The following is a 19,191-nucleotide window of genomic DNA, read 5'->3' as shown; positions in this document are numbered from 1 at the left end:
AGCAAACCTCACTGTCCAAAGCCTTTAGAAGGGGTGAACGTGTTGCCGGTAATCGGCGAACTATCCGCCTGTGGCACGTGGCATTGCAGGCAGAAATGGCGTGCAGGCGCCACATTGCTCAGCACTTTGCCGTCTCTATCGACAAAATGGGTTGGGCTGACGCGGGGAGCGCTGGTGGAACGGTAGCTCTCTACGCCGTGGCACTGTAAACAGCGGTTAAAAGTTGGAGTGACCTGATAACCATCCACGCTATGCGGGATCATCGGCGGTTGGTTGACATAGTTGAGCGCCATACGCTCCTGCTGCTTCGGCATTCGGCTATTTCCCGGCTGTGTCGCGGCGACTTCCGGCGATTGGCTTAAATCGACCTGTGCAGTGGCTATCGCACTGCACATTATCGCTAGGGCGGTGATCCAACGAAACCATCCCATTCTCAGGCTTTTCATGACTTTGCTCCCGATTTCCATCTAAGGGTTATTTTAAAAACGTCTTCAGCGCAGACATCAATACAGCGTCCGCATGTTATGCAGTCACGGTCAGCGATCTGTACCGGACTGTGTTTATCGAGCAAGGGCGCGCGCAGCACCTGCGGCTCTGGACAGACATGAAAGCAGTCCATGCAGCGCGTACAGCGTTCACGCTCTGCGGCATCCACAACCAGTGCGCCTTTCGCACCAAGCGCACCATACAGCGCACCAGTCGGACAGAGGTGCCCGCACCAGCCGTGTTCCACGACCAATAAATCAAACAGAAACAGCGCCAGCAGCAGCCAGATACCCGCACCAAATCCGAAAATTAGCCCACGACCCGCCAGTGAGACGGGGTTGACCCATTCCCACAGCAGCCCACCCGTCAGTGCACTCCCTGCCAGAATAAATATCAGCAGCAGGTAGCGCAGGTGGCGGGGGAGTGTTGCCGAGGCGGTGATGCCGAAACGACGACGTAGCCAGGCGGCTAAATCGGTGAGTGGATTCACAGGGCAGACCCAGCTACAGAACAGGCGCTTACCCGCCAGCGCATAGCTCAGCGCAATAATCAGCGCCCCGATCAGCGCAAGAGCGGCGGGCAGATGACCGCTAGCCAGACTTTGCAGCACCATTAGCGGATCGCTAAGTGGCACGGTATCGAACAATCGGCTGGCGCTGTAGTTACCGCGCAAAATCCAGAACCCTAACAGCGGGCCACTGAGGAACATGAGCAGCACAAGAGATTGGATCAGGCGGCGCAGTACCAGCCATTGATGGCTGCGCCACCAGCCTTTTTTCGCCCGAGCTTCTTGTCCGGCGTCTTGCTTACGATTTGCCATCGCGTGCCTCCAGCCAACTGAAACGGTAATGGTGTCCGAGTTCGCCTTTTGCCAACGCACGCGGCAAGACCTTTATCGCAGGTTGTTCCAGCACGCAGGCCTTTTCACACTTTCCACAACCGGTACAGATATTGCTATGTACCGTGGGTAGAAAACGGGCATGTTTTCCGGTTCGGGCATTGCGCTCTGGTTCCAGTGTGATGGCGCTGTCGATGAGAGGGCAGACGCGATAACACACATCGCAGCGTAACCCCTGATAGTTCAGGCAGTTTTCCTGATCTAACAACACCGCCAATCCCATGCGGGCATCATCGATAGTATCCAGTGGCTGTAACGCACCGCTGGGGCAGGCGACGACGCAGGGAATGTCCTCGCACATCTCACACGGGATATCGCGAGCGACAAAGTAAGGGCTACCGGCGGCGGGGCCGGAGACCAGCGTCGCCAGCTTCAGCGTATCGTAGGGGCAGACCTGAACACATTGCCCACAGCGGATGCAGGCACCGGAAAACGCCGCTTCAGGCAGCGCACCCGGCGGCCGCAGCCGGAGTACGTCAGCCTGAGCGCGTCGCTGCTGAATGCCGAGTATCGTCACCGCTGCGGATAAACCCGCTACGGCACGAACAGCGTCACGCAGAAAACGACGGCGAGCGGGTGGTGAATTCTCCGGGCGTGCCATGTTTTCTACACCTTAGCCAGCTTGACGGCGCATTTCTTAAAGTCCGTTTCTTTCGACAGCGGATCGGTGGCATCCAGCGTCAGAACGTTGGTCATCTGCGCGGCGTCGAAGAACGGCATATACACCAATCCGCGCGGCGGTTTGTTGCGGCCACGCGTTTCAACAACGGAAACGACTTCACCACGGCGCGAGATAATGCGGACTTTTTCACCGCGACGCAGATCGCGCGCTTTGGCATCCTGCGGGTGAATAAACAGCACGGCTTCGGGAAAGGCGCGGTGCAGTTCCGGTACGCGACGCGTCATGCTGCCAGTGTGCCAGTGCTCCAATACGCGGCCAGTGGAGAGCCAGAGATCGTACTCTTCATTTGGCGCTTCGGCGGCAGGTTCGTACGGCAGCGCGAAAATCACCGCCTTGCCATCTGGCTTACCGTAAAAACGGTAGGCTTCTCCTGCTTTCACGTAAGGATCGTGTCCTTCGCTATAGCGCCACTGCGTTTCCTTACCGTCAACCACCGGCCAGCGTAGCCCGCGAACCTTGTGATAGGCATCGAACGGCGCCAAGTCGTGGCCGTGTCCACGGCCAAACGCGGCATATTCTTCAAACAGGCCTTTTTGCAAATAAAAACCAAATTCGCGCGATTCATCGTTCAACTGATTTTCCGCTAATTCACTAAGCGGGAAGCGCGTGGTGACATCGTTCGCAAACAGCACGTCGTAGAGCGTCTTGCCGCGATAGGCGGGTTTCTGCGCCAGCAATTCTTCCGGCCATACTTCCTCTACGGCGAAGCGCTTGGCAAAGCTCACGACCTGCCACAGATCCGATTTTGACTCACCCGGCGCTTTAACCTGCTGACGCCAGAACTGCGTCCGACGTTCGGCGTTGCCATAGGCTCCCTCTTTTTCCACCCACATCGCGGTAGGCAAAATCAGGTCGGCTGCCAGCGCACTGACGGTCGGATAGGGGTCAGAAACCACGATGAAGTTACGCGGATCGCGCCAGCCCGGCATACGTTCCTGATTGATGTTCGGGCCTGCCTGCATGTTGTTGTTACACATCACCCAGTAGGCATTCAGCGTACCGTCTTTCAGCGCCCGATCTTGTGCGACGGCGTGCAGACCAATTTTCTCAGGGATCGTGCCTGTCGGTAATTGCCACAGTTTTTCCGCTATCGCGCGGTGTTTCTCGTTGGTGACCACCATGTCGGCTGGCAGGCGGTGGGCAAAGGTGCCGACCTCACGCGCGGTGCCGCAGGCAGAAGGTTGACCGGTCAACGAGAACGGCCCACAGCCCGGCTGAGAGATCTTGCCGGTCAACAGGTGGATGTTATAAACCAGATTGTTCGCCCAGACGCCGCGCGTGTGCTGGTTAAAGCCCATCGTCCAGTAGGAGATCACTTTCTTCTTCGGATCGGCATAGAGTTTTGCCAACGCTTCCAACTGGTCAGCAGGAACGCCGCTGATCGCGACTGTTTTTTCCAGCGTATAGTCTGCGACAAAGGCTTTGTATTCTTCAAAACTCATCGGTTCGGACGCATCGGAACCGGGATTTTTCGCCGCTTTTTCCAACGGATGCGTCGGACGCAGCCCGTAACCGATATCGGTCACGCCTCTGCGTAGGTTCACGTGGCGGGTAAAGAACGCCTCGTTTACCGCATTGTTTTGAATAATGTAGTTGGCGATGTAGTTGAGAATGGCCAGATCGGTTTGCGGCGTAAACACCATACCGTTATCCGCCAGCTCAAAACTGCGGTGTTGATAGGTAGACAGTACGGCGACCGTGACGTTGTTGTTCGACAGGCGGCGGTCGGTAATACGTGACCAGAGAATCGGGTGCATCTCCGCCATGTTGGAGCCCCACAGCACAAACGCATCGGTCTGCTCGATATCGTCGTAGCAGCCCATGGGCTCATCCATACCGAAGGTGCGCATAAAGCCCACCACCGCCGATGCCATACAGTGGCGCGCGTTCGGGTCGATATTGTTGGAACGGAAGCCCGCTTTGAACAGTTTGGCAGAGGCATAACCTTCCCAAATCGTCGATTGCCCAGAGCCGAACATGCCTATCGCGTTCGGACCTTTCTCCTTCAGCGCGGTTTTGAATTTTTCCGCCATAATGTCAAAGGCGTTGTCCCAAGAGATCGGAGTAAATTCGCCTTCTTTATCGAATTTACCATCACGCATACGCAGCAAAGGCTGGGTCAGGCGATCCTGCCCGTACATGATTTTAGGCAGGAAATAGCCTTTGATACAGTTTAGTCCGCGGTTAACCGGCGCTTCGGGATCGCCCTGGCTGGCGACAATGCGCCCATTTTGTGTCCCGACCAGCACACCGCACCCTACGCCACAGAAGCGGCAGGGCGCTTTATCCCAGTGAATAGCGTCCGATTGCTCGGTCGCGGCGCGAACCGCGATAGGAATGGTGATGCCTGCGACCGCAGCGGCCGCAGCAACCGCGTTCGCCTTCATAAAGTGTCGTCGACTGAGTTTCATGGTATTTCCTCACCCTGAGCTTGTTGATCAAGAGGTTGTTCATCGAAAGCAAAAGATTGTTCATCAAAGACGGTTCATCAAGCTGGTGATAAACCAGCGAAACCGCCAATACGCCCGCAAGTTCGCGTATTGACGCTATGTGTTTTAATAGCGTGTCTTCTGAATCTGACTCCAGCACTACGGCCATTTTTCCGGTATCACTATCGCTGGCGGCAACGTCCACATTGGGTAATTTTTCCAATGCGTCGTTCACTGCGGCCATACGCTCTGTGTTGACGTGTACCACTACACTGCAAACATGCCAGACTGTGTTCATCGGTTTTCCTGTTGCGTCGTGAGACGCGCTGGCGCGGTGTGATGCCCCGCTGTTATTTTTTTCATCGACATGGCACCGACGGGGCACCCTGAGATGCAGGCGCCACAGGTGGTACAGGCGTCATCCTCGATCGACGGTGCAGCAACGCGCCCGATGGTGGGGCGAAACCGTATCGCACCGGTTTCACAGGCATCCTGACAGCTGCGACATTCCACCTGGTGTAGCGATAAACAGGCATCCTGAACCGTCAGGTGATATTCCCACGGTGTGTTGTGACTCTCCGCGAACAGCGCTTGTGGACACGCGCGAGCACAGTCGTAGCAGAACGTGCATTCGCCGCGCTGAAAATCGATGGTGGGAAAGCCCCCCGAACCACGCTGAATGATCCGCGTTCCGCAGGCCTCAACACAGGCGTTACAACGCGTGCACTGGCTCAGAAAATGGCTTTCAACGCCACTCCACGGCGGACGCAGCGCGTTATCTGCCCGCTGTAGGCCACCGGTCAGTAAGGAACGTCGGGAGAGATTAGTCATGGCAGTTTGTCGCTCTGGCACTCGATAAAATATCCAATAAAAAACACGTTGTTTTTATAGGGGTTACACTATGCCCCCTAGGCTGTATGCGATAATCACCCTTTAGAGGTAAATGGGGGTGCCGGATCAAGCTTATGTAGGATTCGTGCCTTATCGGCTTGCCTGAGCTCGCGGGGATCGTAATAGTGGATACCCGTCATACTTCAAGCTGCATGTGCGTTGGCTGCGTTTACTCACCCGAATCACTTACCGGAGTAAGCTCATCGGGATTCCCTCTCTTGCCGCCTTCCTGCAACTCGAATTATTTAGGGTATCGAGTTTGTATTGCCAAAGAGGATTGCTTGTTGTGATGGTCAAACGTCCTGTTTCTACCAGTCTGGCTCGCGCCTTTTTTTATATCGCGCTGCTCTCATTCCTGACGACGGGCATTGCGCTGCTGACGTTAGCCAGCGGTTTACGTGATGCAGAAGCGATCAACGTTGCTGGTTCCATGCGTATGCAAAGCTATCGCATGGGATATGACCTACAGGGCGACCGCGCGGCGTTGGAATCGCATCGTCACCTCTATGCACAAACGCTGGATTCCCCGGTTTTTCACCTGTTGGATCGCTGGTATGTGCCGCGTGATGTCCACGATCGCTATACCGCGCTGTTACAGAGCTGGAAAATGATGGATGAGCGCCTGAGCGCAGGGGATAGAGGGTGGTATCAGGACAATATTGTTCGCTATGTCACGCAGATCGATCTCTTTGTGCTGGCGTTGCAACATTATTCCGAGCGCAAGATGATGATAGTGGTTGTGACATCAATAATTGGTTCGATCACTATCTATATACTGATCTTCTTTACGCTGCGCCGTATTCGTCGTCAGGTGGTTGTGCCGTTGAATAAGCTGATGGCGGCCTGTGCATCCATTGAGAAAGGACGTTTTACCCATTCGCGGCTGGATATCAATCTACCTAACGAATTGGGATTACTGGCGCAAACCTTCAGCAGCATGACTGACGAATTGCAAAAGCTCTATCGCTCTTTGGAAGACAAGGTACGGCAGAAAACGCTGCGTTTGCAGGAAGTGAACCGCATGTTGAAGGTGCTGTACAACTGTTCTCAGGCGATGAATGTTAGTACGATCGACAGGCATTGCTTTCAGCAGATTTTGCAAATTGTTCGTCGCTATGAAACGGTCGGCTGCCTGGAAATGCGGGTAGGGGAGAACTGGCTGTTATGTGAGGGGCAATCGGACGCGCAGATTGCGTGGCAGGCGTTACCCATCCGTTTGCAAGAAGTTGAATTTGGGCAGTTACGGTGGCAGGCATCAACGCGGCAGCCGTCGGCACAGTTGATGGAAAGCGTCGCCAATATGCTGGGGCGCGGCCTCTATTTTAATCAGGCGCAGAAGCACTACCAGCAGCTGTTACTGATGGAAGAACGTGCCACCATTGCGCGTGAACTGCACGACTCACTGGCCCAGGTGCTGTCTTACTTGAATATCCAGATGACGTTATTAAAGCGTGCGGTCGCGGAAGAAAATGCGCAGGCTCGGCAGATCATCACCGATTTTGAACAGGCGTTGAGCGATGCTTACCGCCAACTGAGAGAGTTGCTGGGAACGTTCCGGCTGACGCTGCAACAGGCTGATTTGCCTGCGGCGATGCAGGAAATGATTGAACCGCTAAGAGCGCAGACTCAGGCGACGATTCATATCGATTGCCGTATCCCTACGCAGGCTCTGGATGCATCACAGCAGGTTCACCTGCTGCAAATCATTCGTGAAGCGGTACTGAACGCGATTAAACATGCGCAGGCGGCGGCAATTACCGTCAACTGTCGTACGCAGCCCGACGGCAGCCATTGTGTCGATATTCGTGATGACGGCTGCGGCATTGTCAATCAAGAGGAACCCGCTGGGCATTACGGTTTAAATATTATGCAGGAACGCGCCGAACGCTTAGGTGGCCGGTTATCTATTGGTCGCCATCCTGAAGGAGGAACGCAGGTTAGCGTCCGTTTTTCGACGCCGACCACAGCGCGTGAACGCGACAATACGAATAATCTCTACCCTGAATAATTCGAGCTGTGCACATGCCGCTTGAAAGATAACAGGGATAAATCATAAATAAAAAATAATAGATCTATATTACATTGGGGCTGGGCATGTCAGAAAAACCATCTTATCGCGTGTTGATCGTCGACGATCATCCGCTTATGCGTCGGGGAATTCGTCAGTTACTGGCAACGGATGCCATCTTTAACGTGATTGGGGAAGCCAGCAATGGTATGGAGGCGCTGAGCCTCGCGAATCGGGATTCTCCCGATATCATCTTGCTCGATCTCAACATGAAAGGATTAAGCGGGTTGGATACGCTGCACGCGCTGCGGCGTGATGGGATCTGCGCTCGTGTGATTGTGCTGACGGTTTCGGATGCGCCGAGCGATATTTATGCGCTGATGGACGCGGGTGCTGATGGTTACCTGCTTAAAGACAGCGCCCCGGAACATTTATTGGATTCCATCCGTAGCAGTGATGCATTTAGTGAACAGGTGCGTGACGTGTTGCGCCACCGTATCGCCATAAAAGAAACGCCGTCACCTTTTACCGTATTGACGGAGCGTGAACTGGATGTGCTTCAGGAAGTGGCATCGGGGCTATCCAACAAGCAAATCGCCGCGGTGCTGTATATCTCAGAAGAGACGGTAAAAGTGCATATCCGCAACATGCTGCGCAAACTCAACGTACGTTCCCGTGTTGCTGCCACGGTGCTGTATCTGGAAACTCGCGGGCAGTAGCCTACCTGCACGTTAAACAGGCGTGGTAAATAGGGCTTCCGAATTGCTTCCAGAAGCCCGGACGCTTATTCACGAAGGAGGGAAAAGACTCACTATATAGGGATCGTGACGAGAGCAGTAGCGAGGCGATGATCGATAACGCGATCCTATCCGGCTGATAGTTATACTTCCTGGCAAAAACAGGCACACCAGCGCCAATTGGCTGAGCGGCCATGGCTACCGCAGTGGCTAGCCAGATCTCCTGAGAATGACCCATCCCAAAGAGATAGACGGCTATCGAGAACGTGATGGCGGGCTGTATCGAAAGGCGTTGGAACAATACAAGGTATTGGTGTCCAGTGTTGTCTCCAAGCCCATTCAGCCGATGCTACCTTGCTGCTTCTGGCGATTCGTACGGTGGTATCTGGGGCTGTGTCGATTTGCTGGGCTGATCCAGGGTTGGCTCCTGGTCTAGGCGTTCGGCCATAAAGCTGATGAATGCACTAAGCTTTGGAGCCAGATGCCGCGTTGGTGGATAGAGCACCCAGGCCGCACCACAGTAGTTAGTCTCGAACTCCCAATCGCGAAGCACTTGCACGATCTGACCTTGTTGCAGCGCATACCGTGCCGTGAAATACGGCAAACTGCCAATTCCTAGGTGGCTTAGCACTGCATCAAGTCTCGCTCCTGTGTGATTCACTGCATAGCGTCCATGCACTTTGATACGCACAGATTTTCCATTGCGTTGGAATTTCCATCTGGAATCGCCTGGCTCTTCGCCCAAAAAGATGCAGTTGTGTGTTTTTAAATCATGGGGATGGGAAGGCGTTCCGTAGCGAGACAGGTACTCAGGCGTTGCGCAAATCATGTGGCTGATGTCAATTAACCGCCTCCCCATTAATCCAGGAGATGGGCGATCCGTAATACGAATAGCTAAATCTACATGTTCGTCGATCAAATCCACGTAGCGGTCATCTAGTTGTAGTTGCACGTTAATCTTGGGATAGCGAGCCAGGAAGTCTGCGATATGTGGATGGATCACGAAACGCCCCACAGCTTTCGGAACGCTAACCCGAAGCAGCCCCTGTGGCTCGGAATTGATTTGCCCAGAAATGGCCATCACCGCTTGTGCGGCGTTGACCATATCGACACAGCGGGCATGGACCTCATGCCCGTTTTCGCTTAGCCGTAATTTACGCGTCGTGCGCTGCAAGAGACGTGTGCCCAGCGCTTTTTCCAGGCGAGCGACAGAACGACTGATCGCTGAGGGAGTCGCACCCAACTGGCGAGCTGTCTCGGAAAAACTGCCTGTTTCGACCACTTTGACGAAGACTGCCATTTCACCCATCAGGGCGATCATTTGATTTGTGCTCATGAGGCAAAAATTATTTGATTTTACGGCGGATTGTGTCATTCAAAGCATATAAATACAATCGGGTTTTATTTAAAGGAATAACCATATGACGCGAAAGTTGTATTGGAAAAGTGACATAACAGAGGCGGAAGTTGACGTTCTGGAGTGTAAGCAATGTGCTGACGGTCGCTATGGTTTGCTCTTAGACGCCACACCTTTTCACCCGCAAGGCGGAGGGCAACCAGCAGACATTGGCAAGATTGGAGATGCAGATGTTTTTGGTGTGGAAATCGTCGATGGTGAGATCATCCATTACACCCAACAGAGGGTTGCTCTAGGGCTCGCGTTGGCCAGAATTGATCCAGCTCGGAGAAGGCACCACTCCAGACTGCATTCAGCAGGTCATCTTATCGGCCATGCTCTGGAATCTTTGGCTTGGCAACCAGTGAAAGCTCACCACTGGCCGGACGAAGCTCGTGTTGTCTTCAAGCCCCTCGACGACGCTAAAGCAGTCGATATGCAAATTGTCCAGCGTCATTGCGATGAAATGATTGCGCGTAATTTGCCATGTAAGGTTCAAATCAGCGAACAACAATACCGGCAAGTGGGTTTTGGTGATCTGAAACCTTACGGCTGTGGCGGTACGCATGTTACGGCAACAGCGGAGTTACAAGGCCTGCAAATACTGTCAGTTAATTCGAAGAAAGGCCAATTGATTATTCAATATCACGTTAAAGATGCAGAAAACTCGAATGGGATAAGCGCTTAGATTGCCATCAATAATCTGGTTCTCTGGCTGAAGGAAGTATGATCAAAAGGAAAAGGATGAGATATGTTAATAGAGCTTGAGCGCTTGGAGTGTGGTGCGATCGAGAGGCTTGTGCGCGAGGATGTCTTAGCAATCTGTGTAAGAAATTTCATCGCTGAAAACGTTGCCGAGAAACTCTCTGAGCAAATTATGGGGTATGGATTTCAAAAGTATCTGAACGCCCCGAGTATCGGCAGAATTGGAATGGCTTTTTATGAGGCAGACAATCAGCCGCCGCTGATGGCGAATTACTTTGAAAATGCCTTTGACAACATTGATGAATTGAGAAAACGCTGCACTCCTTATGTATCGCCGATTGATTTGCTCAGGTGTATGTTGGATGAAGTGTGGCCGGCAGGTGCCCAACTTGAGACATTGTATGGGCGTAAGATGTATGTTGGACTGTCACGTGTCGTCAATCCTGGGGTGACATTCTTGGCGCACCACGACATCTTTGCCAAGGATGCGCCAGACAGTTTTCAAGCGCATAGCCTTCAGGCACAGATGGCTGCAAATGTCTACTTATCCATGCCTAGTGAAGGCGGATCTTTGCAGATATGGGATCAACCGCTATCTCCAGAAGCTTTTGACGAATTGCGTGGCGATAGCTATGGCATTGAACCCGCAATCTTGGGTGACGCTACGTTGGAGATATGCCCTCAAGCAGGCGACCTTATTCTTTTTAACTCACGCCGCATGCATGCGGTCACGCCTGGTACCGATAGTATTCGCCTCAGCTTGTCGTGCTTTGTCGGCTACCGTGGTCCTGCAATGCCGCTAACTTTCTGGAGCTGAGATGGCATTTAACTACCTGGGGGAATTTCTTTCGCTTGCTGCCATACACTTTCTTGCTGTTGTCGCTCCAGGCCCTGATTTCGCTGTGACAATCCGTCAGAGCATACGTTATGGTCATCAAGCTGGAATGGCGACCGCAATCGGTATCGGTGCGGGCATCTCGGTACATGTCATCTATACCTTGTTGGGTATGGGGGCATTGATGCATGCCACACCTTGGCTGCTGCTTACCGCCGAGTTGGTCGGTGCTAGCTATTTATTTTACCTCGGTGTTGCTTTCATCCGGCAGGCGGGCCAACAAACGCAAGAACCGTCTCCAGATACTGAAACTGGAACCAAGAGTTTTCGTGAGTCTTTTATGTTGGGGTTCCTGACAAATGCCACTAATCCAAAAGCAACCTTGTTTTTTCTGGCCGTATTTACCACTGTGGTCAGTGCATCTACGCCCTTGCGCATTCAGGTGCTTTATGGCGGCTGGATGTGCCTTGTCAATGCAAGTTGGTTTGTACTGGTTAGCTTGATATTTGCCAATGAGAGCATGCGCCAGAGATTTTGGCGTATCGGGCATTGGTTTGAACGTCTCATGGGGCTATTGCTTCTCGGATTTTCGATACGTCTTTATTGGGTGGCATTTAGTGAGGTTATGGGGTGACGAGTTAAAAGATTAATCACAGTTCTTGATTGTCGTTATAAAATAAAAGGGCAATACGATGTCCAGTGCGTAAACCACTTCAGTTGAAAACGCCGCTTTTTGAACTGCACCCCAAAAGTTGAAGACTCAACTGATTAAGGTGCATTTTTTATGAATAGTCCTTTGACGCGCCTGATTAGACACAGGGCTGCGTTTGGGTTCTCACTTGTACTGGTTAGTCGAAATAATCTGAACCCGAATCAATCAGTAGAGAAAATAGGTGAAAATATTGAGTTTATTTTGATGATTTAACAAGACGCGAGTAGGGGAAATTCAATTCACATCCATTAGCCTACGGGCGTAGAATAATATTTACAGAACATGAATTGGTACGACCGAGTGGACTCGAACCACCGACCCCCACCATGTCAAGGTGGTGCTCTAACCAACTGAGCTACGGTCGTACAGGAGATAACATTTTAATCAGTAACGTTTTGATTAGAATGCTTTTCTTCATTCCAGCGTTTGGAATGGGCGCTATTATGGACGGCTCTGTGGCTGGTGGCAAGCGCTTTGTTTATCATCTTCTTTCAAGTGCCGAATGTTTAGCCTAATTCGTCGAGTGAAACCGCTGTGTCAGCAAAATATATCACTTTGGCTGATTGGCGTACCGTTTGTGCCAAGGCTTTACTCCCTGATAGCGCGACGCTATCGTATCGCGGTACATCATCCTGACAGGGGACGGCCCCTGACGCGAAAAGGACTCACGGGACGACCCTTATTCGATGTTTAAGGAGCACTGGGTATGGCCTGGTTTCTATTAGCGCTTGCTGGTCTATTTGAGATTGTCTGGTCTTACAGCATGAAGCTTTCTGATGGATTCACGAAAATGGGCGCGTCAGTTGTCACGATCGTTGCCATGATTATTAGCTTCGCGCTGTTATCAATGGCGATGAAATCCCTCCCTTTGGGCACGGCCTACACCATCTGGACAGGAATTGGTGCAGTAGGCGCGTTTGTTGTGGGATTAGTATTCCTCGATGAACCTGCGAGTGTGATGAGAATTATCGCTGCGTTGTTGATCGTCAGCGGCCTGATTCTGATGAAGCTGTCTTCATAGCGTGAATTTTCTGAATAACGTATTGCATTTAAACGTCAGGTTCATCTGAGCGCGAGTTTCGCTCAGCGTAAACTCCGCTTTAACATTTGGCGTGTGGCAGAGCCATCACTATCGTGGCTCTGTTACTGATCCTTTCTTTTTGTGCTCACTATTGATTGATTTTGCTTCTTGTTGCGAATTACCAATAAATGCTATGCTGAATTTCGCGTAAAATTTCAATAAATCCGGCATAAATTAATCTTTACTGTATGTTTGTTGCTCGTTATCCGTAGTGAATATATTACCGAGCTATATCGAGCATTGCTGTTAAATCGCCATGTCAGTCATCTAACACACCGCGCAAAAGTTGTTCAGATGGGCTGTTCCCAGCCTGAAACGCGGCTATCTGTGTACGTACAATCTGAAAGGGGAGTGGAATGATCAAGTTGGTAATTACCGATCTGGACGGCACGTTTCTTCACAGCGATGGCGATTACAACAGAGCCTTGTTTGCCGACGTTTATGCGCTAATGAAAGAGAAAGGCGTGCGGTTTGCTGTCTGCACAGGCAAGCAGTGTGAGCGGGTCGAAGCGCTTTTTGGCGATGATGCGAAAGATATCTGGATTCTGGGAGACAGCGCGACACGCATCAAGTATCAGGGAGAGTACGTTTACCAGTCACTTATTAAAAACCGTCTTGCCTTGAGCCTGATTGGCGTGCTGGAAAGCGTAGACGATCGGCACGTAGTCATCGGTTGTACGCCACACGGTGCGATGGTGAAGGAAACGATCGATCCTGCCTTACTGGAAAAGGTGAAAAAGTCGTACACCAATGTGACGCTGATCTCCAGCTTTGCTGCCGTGACCGATGACTTTGTGAAAATCACGGTTTATGACCCAGAAGGCCACTGCCACGAGACGGCGAAGTACCTTGATGCGTTTCACGATCATGCCTATATTGTGGTCTCTGAAGCGTCTTGGATCGACATTGCTGATGTCGGCGTACACAAAGGGCACACCGTAGACATCCTTCAAGAGAAATTGGCGATTACGGCAGAGGAAACGATGGTGTTCGGCGACGGGCTCAATGATATTGAGCTAATGAGCCGCGGGGCTTACAGCTTTGCGATGCGCAATGCGTTTGAGGAAACCAAAGCGGCGGCGAATTTTATTGCCCAGAGCAATGATGACGATGGGGTACTGAAAACGATAAAGCTGCTGCTTTCATAAAGTGAACGGCATGAGGCAAACCGGCAGCCGCTGGGGCTACCGTCGCATTATCGGGCAACAATCAGTTCCAGATTTTTTTCGCTTAATGCGCTCTGGCAGGCAGGTGAGATTTCATCATCGGTCACCAGCGTGGTGATTTCATCACATGCAGCCACGCTATAACGAGCCAAAGCGGAGATCTTATTGGCGGTCAAAGCCACGATAACCTCGCTGCTGCGGGTGACCAGACATTTTTTGAATTCAGCATCGTCATATTCAAAAACGGTCAGGCCTTCATTGGCGTCAAATGCACAGCCTCCTAACAGGCATTGATCGAAATACATCTTCTCTAACTGCCTGAGCGTATCGATCCCAATTGCGCCACCGACCTCTTTATGGATTCTTCCGCCAAGAAAAATCACTTCCACATCCTGATGCCGTAGTAATTCTGTCGCGATAATGGGCGAATTGCACACGGCGGTAAATTTTAGCCCCAGTGGAAGTTGTTTCGCCACTGCCAGATTAGTGGTGCCAGTGTCAAAGAAGACGCAGCTGTTAGGTTTTATCAGCGGGATAACGGCCTGAGCAATGCGATCTTTTTGAGCTGCGTCGATGGTTGCCCGACTGGCAAAATCGATAGCCTCTGGCGGCATGATGACGGCACCGCCGTAGACGCGCTTGCAGGCACCGGACTGTGCCAGCTCTTTCAGATCGCGCCGTATGGTGTGCTCAGATACATTTAACTCGCGTGAGAGCTGTGTGCAAACGACTTTGCCTTCCTCACAGAGGATCTGCCTGATTTTGGCCTGCCGTTGTTCGGGAAAGTCGGTGTAATCGAACATAAATGTCCTTGGTTAATCAATATCATGCACAACCTGCTGCCAGATAGCCGGTTTTGCTTTATATACCGAATAGAATCGCGTCATGTTAATCCGCCCCCTTTGGCAACACAACACCTCTACCACGTAGATCCACAATATGTGAACCTCGCTGTAAACGGTTTGACACAATATATTGCGATCACTATAAAACGTGCTGTGGGATATCACGTCAGCGCGACCATATCGGCGCACCAATTAAGAGAGAAAAACATCCGTGTTTCATGTCATTACTGGGCTTATCGCCCTCTATGTTATCTGGCGTCTGGTCTGGCGCTTACGTGTCGGCGTGCCTGTTAAACGCACGCTGGCGGTGTTATTGCTGCTGGTTTCGCAACATCATCTGATTACGCGCACTTTTTTTGGCACGATGGCGTCGCCTGAAGTGCCCGCGTTTGTCCTGATGCTGCTGGGATGGGCTTTTAGCGCACTGCTGATATCTGCATTCCTGCTGTTGGCCACCGATCTTCTCGGCATGGTGGGGCGCTTTTTATCCCAGTCAGTTGGACAGGTTCTGCTGAACAATATGGCGCTGCGTGGCGGAATGGCCGTTGTGGCGATGGGGCTGGCGGCTATTGGCGTGTGGGAAGCGGTGCGTGTGCCTGAAGTGCGCACGGTTGAAGTCGAGTTGAAACAATTGCCGCCTGCGCTGGATGGTTTCCGGTTGGTGCAGCTAACGGATTTACATGCTAGCCGTTTGTTGCAGCGCCCCTGGATGGAAGCCGTGGTGGCAAAAACCAACGCGCTTAAGCCCGACCTGGCGGTGATTACTGGCGATCTGGCTGATGGTACTGTCAGCGCCCGTCACGATGATATGGAGCCGCTGCGTAACCTGACCGCGCCACACGGCGTGTTTGCCATCGTGGGTAACCATGAGTATTACGTGGAATATACGCAATGGGTGCAACGGCTGAATGCGCTGGGGTTACGTATGTTGCTCAACGAACATGTGTCGATTAGCCGTGATAATGCAGCGTTTGTACTGGCGGGTATCACCGATCGCACTGCCGCTGATTTTAAACAACGCCTGCCGGATACTCGTGCTGCGCTTGAAGGAATATCGCCGGATACCGCTGTCGTTCTGCTGAGCCATCGACCCACGGGGGCGAAAGAGAATGCGCGTGCTGGTGCTGATTTACAGCTCTCCGGCCATACGCATGGCGGCCAGATACTAGGCATGCATTGGGTGACGCAGTTGGCGAATGAAGGCTATGTCTCCGGTAGCTATGACGTCGATGGCATGCATCTGTATGTCAGTAATGGCGCGGGTCTATGGAACGGTTTTCCGGTTCGATTAGGGAAACGCGCCGAAATTACCCAGTTCATACTCCGTTCGCCTGCGCAGTAGTTTTTTGCGGTAGCAGAATCAGTGGCTTCCTGAAAGAGGCCACGATCACAAGCAGGCTCATTATCGCAGGCGAGATTATTGATGCATACCCTAAATAATTCGAGTTTCAGGCAGGCGGCAAGCGAGGGAGTCCCGATGAGCTTACTCAAGTAAGTGATTCGGGTGACTGAGTGAAGCCAACGCACATGCAACTTGAAGTATGACGGGTATAGATAGGAAAAATGTGCGATTGAACTGCTTTTCATCAGGTTAAGCTATCGCAGAAGTTAGCATATACAATTATAAATTATAGGGAGACTCTGGCACTGTCTTGCATCAAGAAGAAGGAATAGGGGAAGGCTCCGTTGCCTATGGCAAGGCTATCGGAGAACGACCCCGCCTTCTGGCGCAGCGATTAAGGCAATGCAACATACTGGGAGATAATGATGGACGAGAATAAAACGAAACCAGCCGGCAAGTGTCCGGTCATGCACGGCGGAAACACTTCTACTGGCTCATCAAATACTGACTGGTGGCCAAATGCCCTCAATCTCGACATTCTTCATCAGCACGACACCAAAACCAACCCGTTAGGCAGCGATTTCAGCTACCGTGAAGCCTTGAAAACCCTCGATGTCGATGCCCTTAAAAAAGACCTGCATGCGTTGATGACCGACAGTCAGGAGTGGTGGCCTGCGGACTGGGGCCACTACGGCGGCCTGATGATTCGTATGGCCTGGCACTCGGCCGGCTCCTACCGCACAACCGACGGTCGTGGCGGCGGTGGAACCGGTAACCAGCGTTTCGCACCGCTCAACTCTTGGCCGGATAACGTCAGCCTTGATAAAGCGCGTCGTTTACTGTGGCCAATCAAGAGAAAATACGGTAATAAACTCAGTTGGGCAGACTTGATTATTCTGGCAGGTAATATCGCTTACGAATCTATGGGGTTGAAAACCTTCGGCTTCGCTTTTGGTCGTGAAGACATCTGGCATCCAGAAAAAGACACCTACTGGGGCTCGGAAAAAGAGTGGCTGGCGAAGAGCACGGGGCGTTATGGCAGTGATGACCGTACCTCGCTGGAAAACCCGTTGGCGGCCGTACAGATGGGGCTGATTTACGTTAACCCAGAAGGCGTCGATGGTAATCCCGATCCGCTGCGTACGGCACAGGATATGCGCGTTACGTTTTCTCGTATGGCGATGAATGATGAAGAAACTGTTGCCTTGACGGCGGGCGGACACACGGTAGGTAAAACCCACGGCAACGGTGATGCCAGTCTGCTGGGGGCGGCACCAGAAAGTGCGGATGTGGAAGAACAGGGACTCGGCTGGCATAACCCGACGGGATCGGGCAAAGGTCGCTATACGGTGACCAGTGGGCTAGAAGGAGCCTGGACTACACATCCGACGCAATGGGATAACGGTTTCTTCCACATGCTGTTAAATCATGAGTGGGAACTGAGAAAGAGCCCAGCGGGCGCGTCACAGTGGGAGCCTGTCAGTATTAAAGAAGAAGACAAGCCGGTTGACGTTGAAGACCCATCGATCCGTTATAACCCGATGATGACTGATGCCGACATGGCACTGAAAGTTGACCCAGAATACCGCAAGATTTCTGAGCGCTTCTATCAGGATCAGGCTTACTTCTCCGAAGTGTTTGCCCGCGCGTGGTTCAAACTGACGCACCGTGATATGGGGCCGAAAGCGCGCTACATTGGCCCTGATGTGCCGCAGGAAGATTTACTGTGGCAGGACCCGGTTCCGGCTGGTCGTACCGATTATGATGTGGATGTTGTCAAAGCACGTATTGCAGAAAGTAGCCTTTCCATTAGCGAGCTGGTGGCGACCGCCTGGGACAGCGCTCGTACTTTCCGCGGTTCCGATATGCGCGGTGGTGCCAACGGTGCGCGTATTCGCCTCGCCCCGCAGAAAGACTGGGTAGGCAATGAGCCGGATCGCCTGGCGCGCGTGTTAGTCGTACTGGAAAGTATTGCGGCTGCAACGGGAGCCAGCGTGGCGGATACCATTGTGCTGGCGGGTAATGTGGGGATTGAGAAAGCGGCGAAAGCGGCTGGCGTGCATGTGACCGTGCCTTTTGTGCCGGGACGTGGCGATACTACTGATGCGCTGACCGATGCTGATTCTTTTGACGTCCTCGAACCGATCCACGATGGCTATCGTAACTGGTTGAAGAAAGATTATGCCGTTAGCGTGGAGGAGTTGATGCTCGATCGCACGCAGTTGATGGGGCTGACCGCGAAGGAAATGACGGTGCTGGTCGGTGGTCTGCGCGTGCTGGGCACCAACTACGGTGGCACAAAACACGGCGTATTTACCCATCGTGAAGGGGCGCTGACGAATGATTTCTTCGTCAATCTGACCGACATGAAATACACGTGGAAGCCTTACCGTAAAGACCTGTATGAAATCCGCGATCGTAAAACGGGTGAAGTCAAATGGACGGCGACGCGTCTGGATCTGGTCTTTGGTTCCAATTCCATTCTGCGCGCTTACGCCGAGGTTTATGCACAGGACGACAGTAAAGAGAAGTTTGTGAATGACTTTGTTGCTGCCTGGGTGAAAGTGATGAATGCCGATCGCTTCGATCTGGCAGACTAAGAGGCCATGCTCTCCGCGCTGGTGTTTATGCCGCGCGGGGAGCCTTATTTTCCGCTGTAACACATGTTGAATATCCTGAGTCGATCACTGTTTCTTCAGGTTCATCATAAATTCCCTGAAGGGGGCGGCGAATTCCTTAAACAGCGGGTGTTTTCTTTGTTGCATCATCACTTCACCAAATAGCTTCAGCCCTACCATAAAGGCCTGAGTTTGCTCCAGCGTCATGTCCATTTTGCCATCGACTTTTTCCAGTAACTTGAACAGGTCGTCGTGAAGCGAGAATTCAAACGACAGCGTGCGTTGCTGCTCGTCTTTTTCTTCCACCGTAATCTGATAGAGGTTTCCCATCGTAGCCTCGCTAAATTGAACTCATGATAG

The 19,191-nt window shown here is 52.2% G+C and carries 18 protein-coding genes and 1 tRNA gene; 9 read left to right on the top strand and 10 right to left on the bottom strand.

The features are described from left to right. Positions 1-8: 8 nt before the first annotated feature. Genes napB through napF form a run of 6 tightly spaced genes read right to left on the bottom strand, consistent with a single transcriptional unit; the run spans position 9 to position 5,326 of the window. On the bottom strand, positions 9-446 hold the full coding sequence (gene napB / locus E2566_RS12455; protein WP_107167626.1) for a nitrate reductase cytochrome c-type subunit: 438 nt from the start codon (positions 444-446) through the stop codon (positions 9-11). After that, positions 443-1,306 carry a quinol dehydrogenase ferredoxin subunit NapH gene (gene napH / locus E2566_RS12450; protein WP_107167625.1) on the bottom strand — a complete coding sequence of 288 codons (864 nt, stop codon included), beginning with the start codon at positions 1,304-1,306 and terminating at the stop codon, positions 443-445. Before napH ends, napB begins: the two co-directional genes overlap by 4 nt. Continuing rightward, entirely contained in the window at positions 1,293-1,985 is a 693-nt protein-coding gene (napG, locus tag E2566_RS12445) for a ferredoxin-type protein NapG (RefSeq protein WP_107167624.1), read from the bottom strand. Before napG ends, napH begins: the two co-directional genes overlap by 14 nt. A 5-nt stretch (positions 1,986-1,990) precedes the next feature. Next, complete coding sequence (gene napA, locus E2566_RS12440; RefSeq protein ID WP_240958797.1) at positions 1,991-4,453, bottom strand: nitrate reductase catalytic subunit NapA; 2,463 nt, start codon at positions 4,451-4,453, stop codon at positions 1,991-1,993. Continuing rightward, positions 4,350-4,793: a chaperone NapD gene (napD, locus tag E2566_RS12435; RefSeq protein ID WP_240958785.1), complete on the bottom strand. Its 444-nt coding sequence runs from the start codon at positions 4,791-4,793 to the stop codon at positions 4,350-4,352. Before napD ends, napA begins: the two co-directional genes overlap by 104 nt. After that, the gene (gene napF / locus E2566_RS12430) at positions 4,790-5,326 is read right to left on the bottom strand and encodes a ferredoxin-type protein NapF (RefSeq protein ID WP_107167621.1); all 537 of its coding nucleotides are present in this window, start codon (positions 5,324-5,326) and stop codon (positions 4,790-4,792) included. Before napF ends, napD begins: the two co-directional genes overlap by 4 nt. Positions 5,327-5,675: 349 nt before the next feature. Here napF and narQ point away from each other — a divergent pair, with 349 nt between their 5' ends. Beyond that, positions 5,676-7,394, top strand: coding sequence for a nitrate/nitrite two-component system sensor histidine kinase NarQ (gene narQ / locus E2566_RS12425; RefSeq protein ID WP_107167620.1), 1,719 nt, complete (start codon positions 5,676-5,678; stop codon positions 7,392-7,394). Between the two features lie 86 nt (positions 7,395-7,480). Then, complete coding sequence (narP, locus tag E2566_RS12420) at positions 7,481-8,113, top strand: nitrate/nitrite response regulator protein NarP (protein WP_107167619.1); 633 nt, start codon at positions 7,481-7,483, stop codon at positions 8,111-8,113. Between the two features lie 367 nt (positions 8,114-8,480). Here narP and E2566_RS12415 read toward each other — a convergent pair whose 3' ends face one another. Further along, the gene (locus tag E2566_RS12415) at positions 8,481-9,467 is read right to left on the bottom strand and encodes a LysR family transcriptional regulator (RefSeq protein ID WP_107167618.1); all 987 of its coding nucleotides are present in this window, start codon (positions 9,465-9,467) and stop codon (positions 8,481-8,483) included. An 85-nt stretch (positions 9,468-9,552) separates the two neighbouring features. Here E2566_RS12415 and E2566_RS12410 point away from each other — a divergent pair, with 85 nt between their 5' ends. The 3 genes from E2566_RS12410 to E2566_RS12400 all read left to right on the top strand — a co-directional run bounded on the left by E2566_RS12410 (position 9,553) and on the right by E2566_RS12400 (position 11,701). Then, positions 9,553-10,215 (top strand): alanyl-tRNA editing protein, encoded by a 663-nt coding sequence (locus tag E2566_RS12410; RefSeq protein ID WP_107167617.1) that lies wholly within the window; start codon positions 9,553-9,555, stop codon positions 10,213-10,215. Between the two features lie 63 nt (positions 10,216-10,278). Then, on the top strand, positions 10,279-11,049 hold the full coding sequence (locus tag E2566_RS12405) for a 2OG-Fe(II) oxygenase (protein ID WP_107167616.1): 771 nt from the start codon (positions 10,279-10,281) through the stop codon (positions 11,047-11,049). Position 11,050: 1 nt separating this feature from the next. Continuing rightward, on the top strand, positions 11,051-11,701 hold the full coding sequence (locus E2566_RS12400) for a LysE family translocator (protein ID WP_107167615.1): 651 nt from the start codon (positions 11,051-11,053) through the stop codon (positions 11,699-11,701). Between the two features lie 366 nt (positions 11,702-12,067). Here E2566_RS12400 and E2566_RS12395 read toward each other — a convergent pair. Next, positions 12,068-12,144 (bottom strand) — tRNA-Val (locus E2566_RS12395). Between the two features lie 341 nt (positions 12,145-12,485). On the opposite strand from E2566_RS12395, the gene E2566_RS12390 reads away from it, so the two are divergent. Both E2566_RS12390 and E2566_RS12385 read left to right on the top strand, forming a co-directional pair. Continuing rightward, complete coding sequence (locus E2566_RS12390; RefSeq protein WP_107167614.1) at positions 12,486-12,800, top strand: DMT family transporter; 315 nt, start codon at positions 12,486-12,488, stop codon at positions 12,798-12,800. Positions 12,801-13,216: 416 nt separating this feature from the next. Beyond that, positions 13,217-14,008, top strand: a complete 792-nt coding sequence (locus E2566_RS12385) for an HAD-IIB family hydrolase (protein ID WP_107167613.1) — start codon at positions 13,217-13,219, stop codon at positions 14,006-14,008. A 47-nt stretch (positions 14,009-14,055) separates the two neighbouring features. Here E2566_RS12385 and E2566_RS12380 read toward each other — a convergent pair whose 3' ends face one another. Next, positions 14,056-14,829 (bottom strand): DeoR/GlpR family DNA-binding transcription regulator, encoded by a 774-nt coding sequence (locus tag E2566_RS12380; RefSeq protein ID WP_107167612.1) that lies wholly within the window; start codon positions 14,827-14,829, stop codon positions 14,056-14,058. A 253-nt stretch (positions 14,830-15,082) separates the two neighbouring features. Between E2566_RS12380 and E2566_RS12375 the strand changes: the two genes are divergently transcribed. Both E2566_RS12375 and katG read left to right on the top strand, forming a co-directional pair. Further along, a complete protein-coding gene (locus E2566_RS12375; protein WP_107167611.1) occupies positions 15,083-16,213 on the top strand; it encodes a metallophosphoesterase in 1,131 nt (376 codons plus the stop codon). Positions 16,214-16,638: 425 nt separating this feature from the next. Continuing rightward, the gene (gene katG / locus E2566_RS12370; protein WP_107167610.1) at positions 16,639-18,813 is read left to right on the top strand and encodes a catalase/peroxidase HPI; all 2,175 of its coding nucleotides are present in this window, start codon (positions 16,639-16,641) and stop codon (positions 18,811-18,813) included. Between the two features lie 84 nt (positions 18,814-18,897). On the opposite strand, the gene E2566_RS12365 is transcribed toward katG, so the two are convergent. After that, a complete protein-coding gene (locus tag E2566_RS12365) occupies positions 18,898-19,161 on the bottom strand; it encodes a DUF3861 domain-containing protein (protein ID WP_107167609.1) in 264 nt (87 codons plus the stop codon). Positions 19,162-19,191: the final 30 nt, after the last annotated feature.

Origin of the sequence: Pectobacterium punjabense, assembly GCF_012427845.1 — a bacterium.
Classification (GTDB): domain Bacteria; phylum Pseudomonadota; class Gammaproteobacteria; order Enterobacterales; family Enterobacteriaceae; genus Pectobacterium; species Pectobacterium punjabense.
Note: the sequence above shows the minus strand (reverse complement) of the source record. Positions and strands in the feature narration are given on the sequence as shown.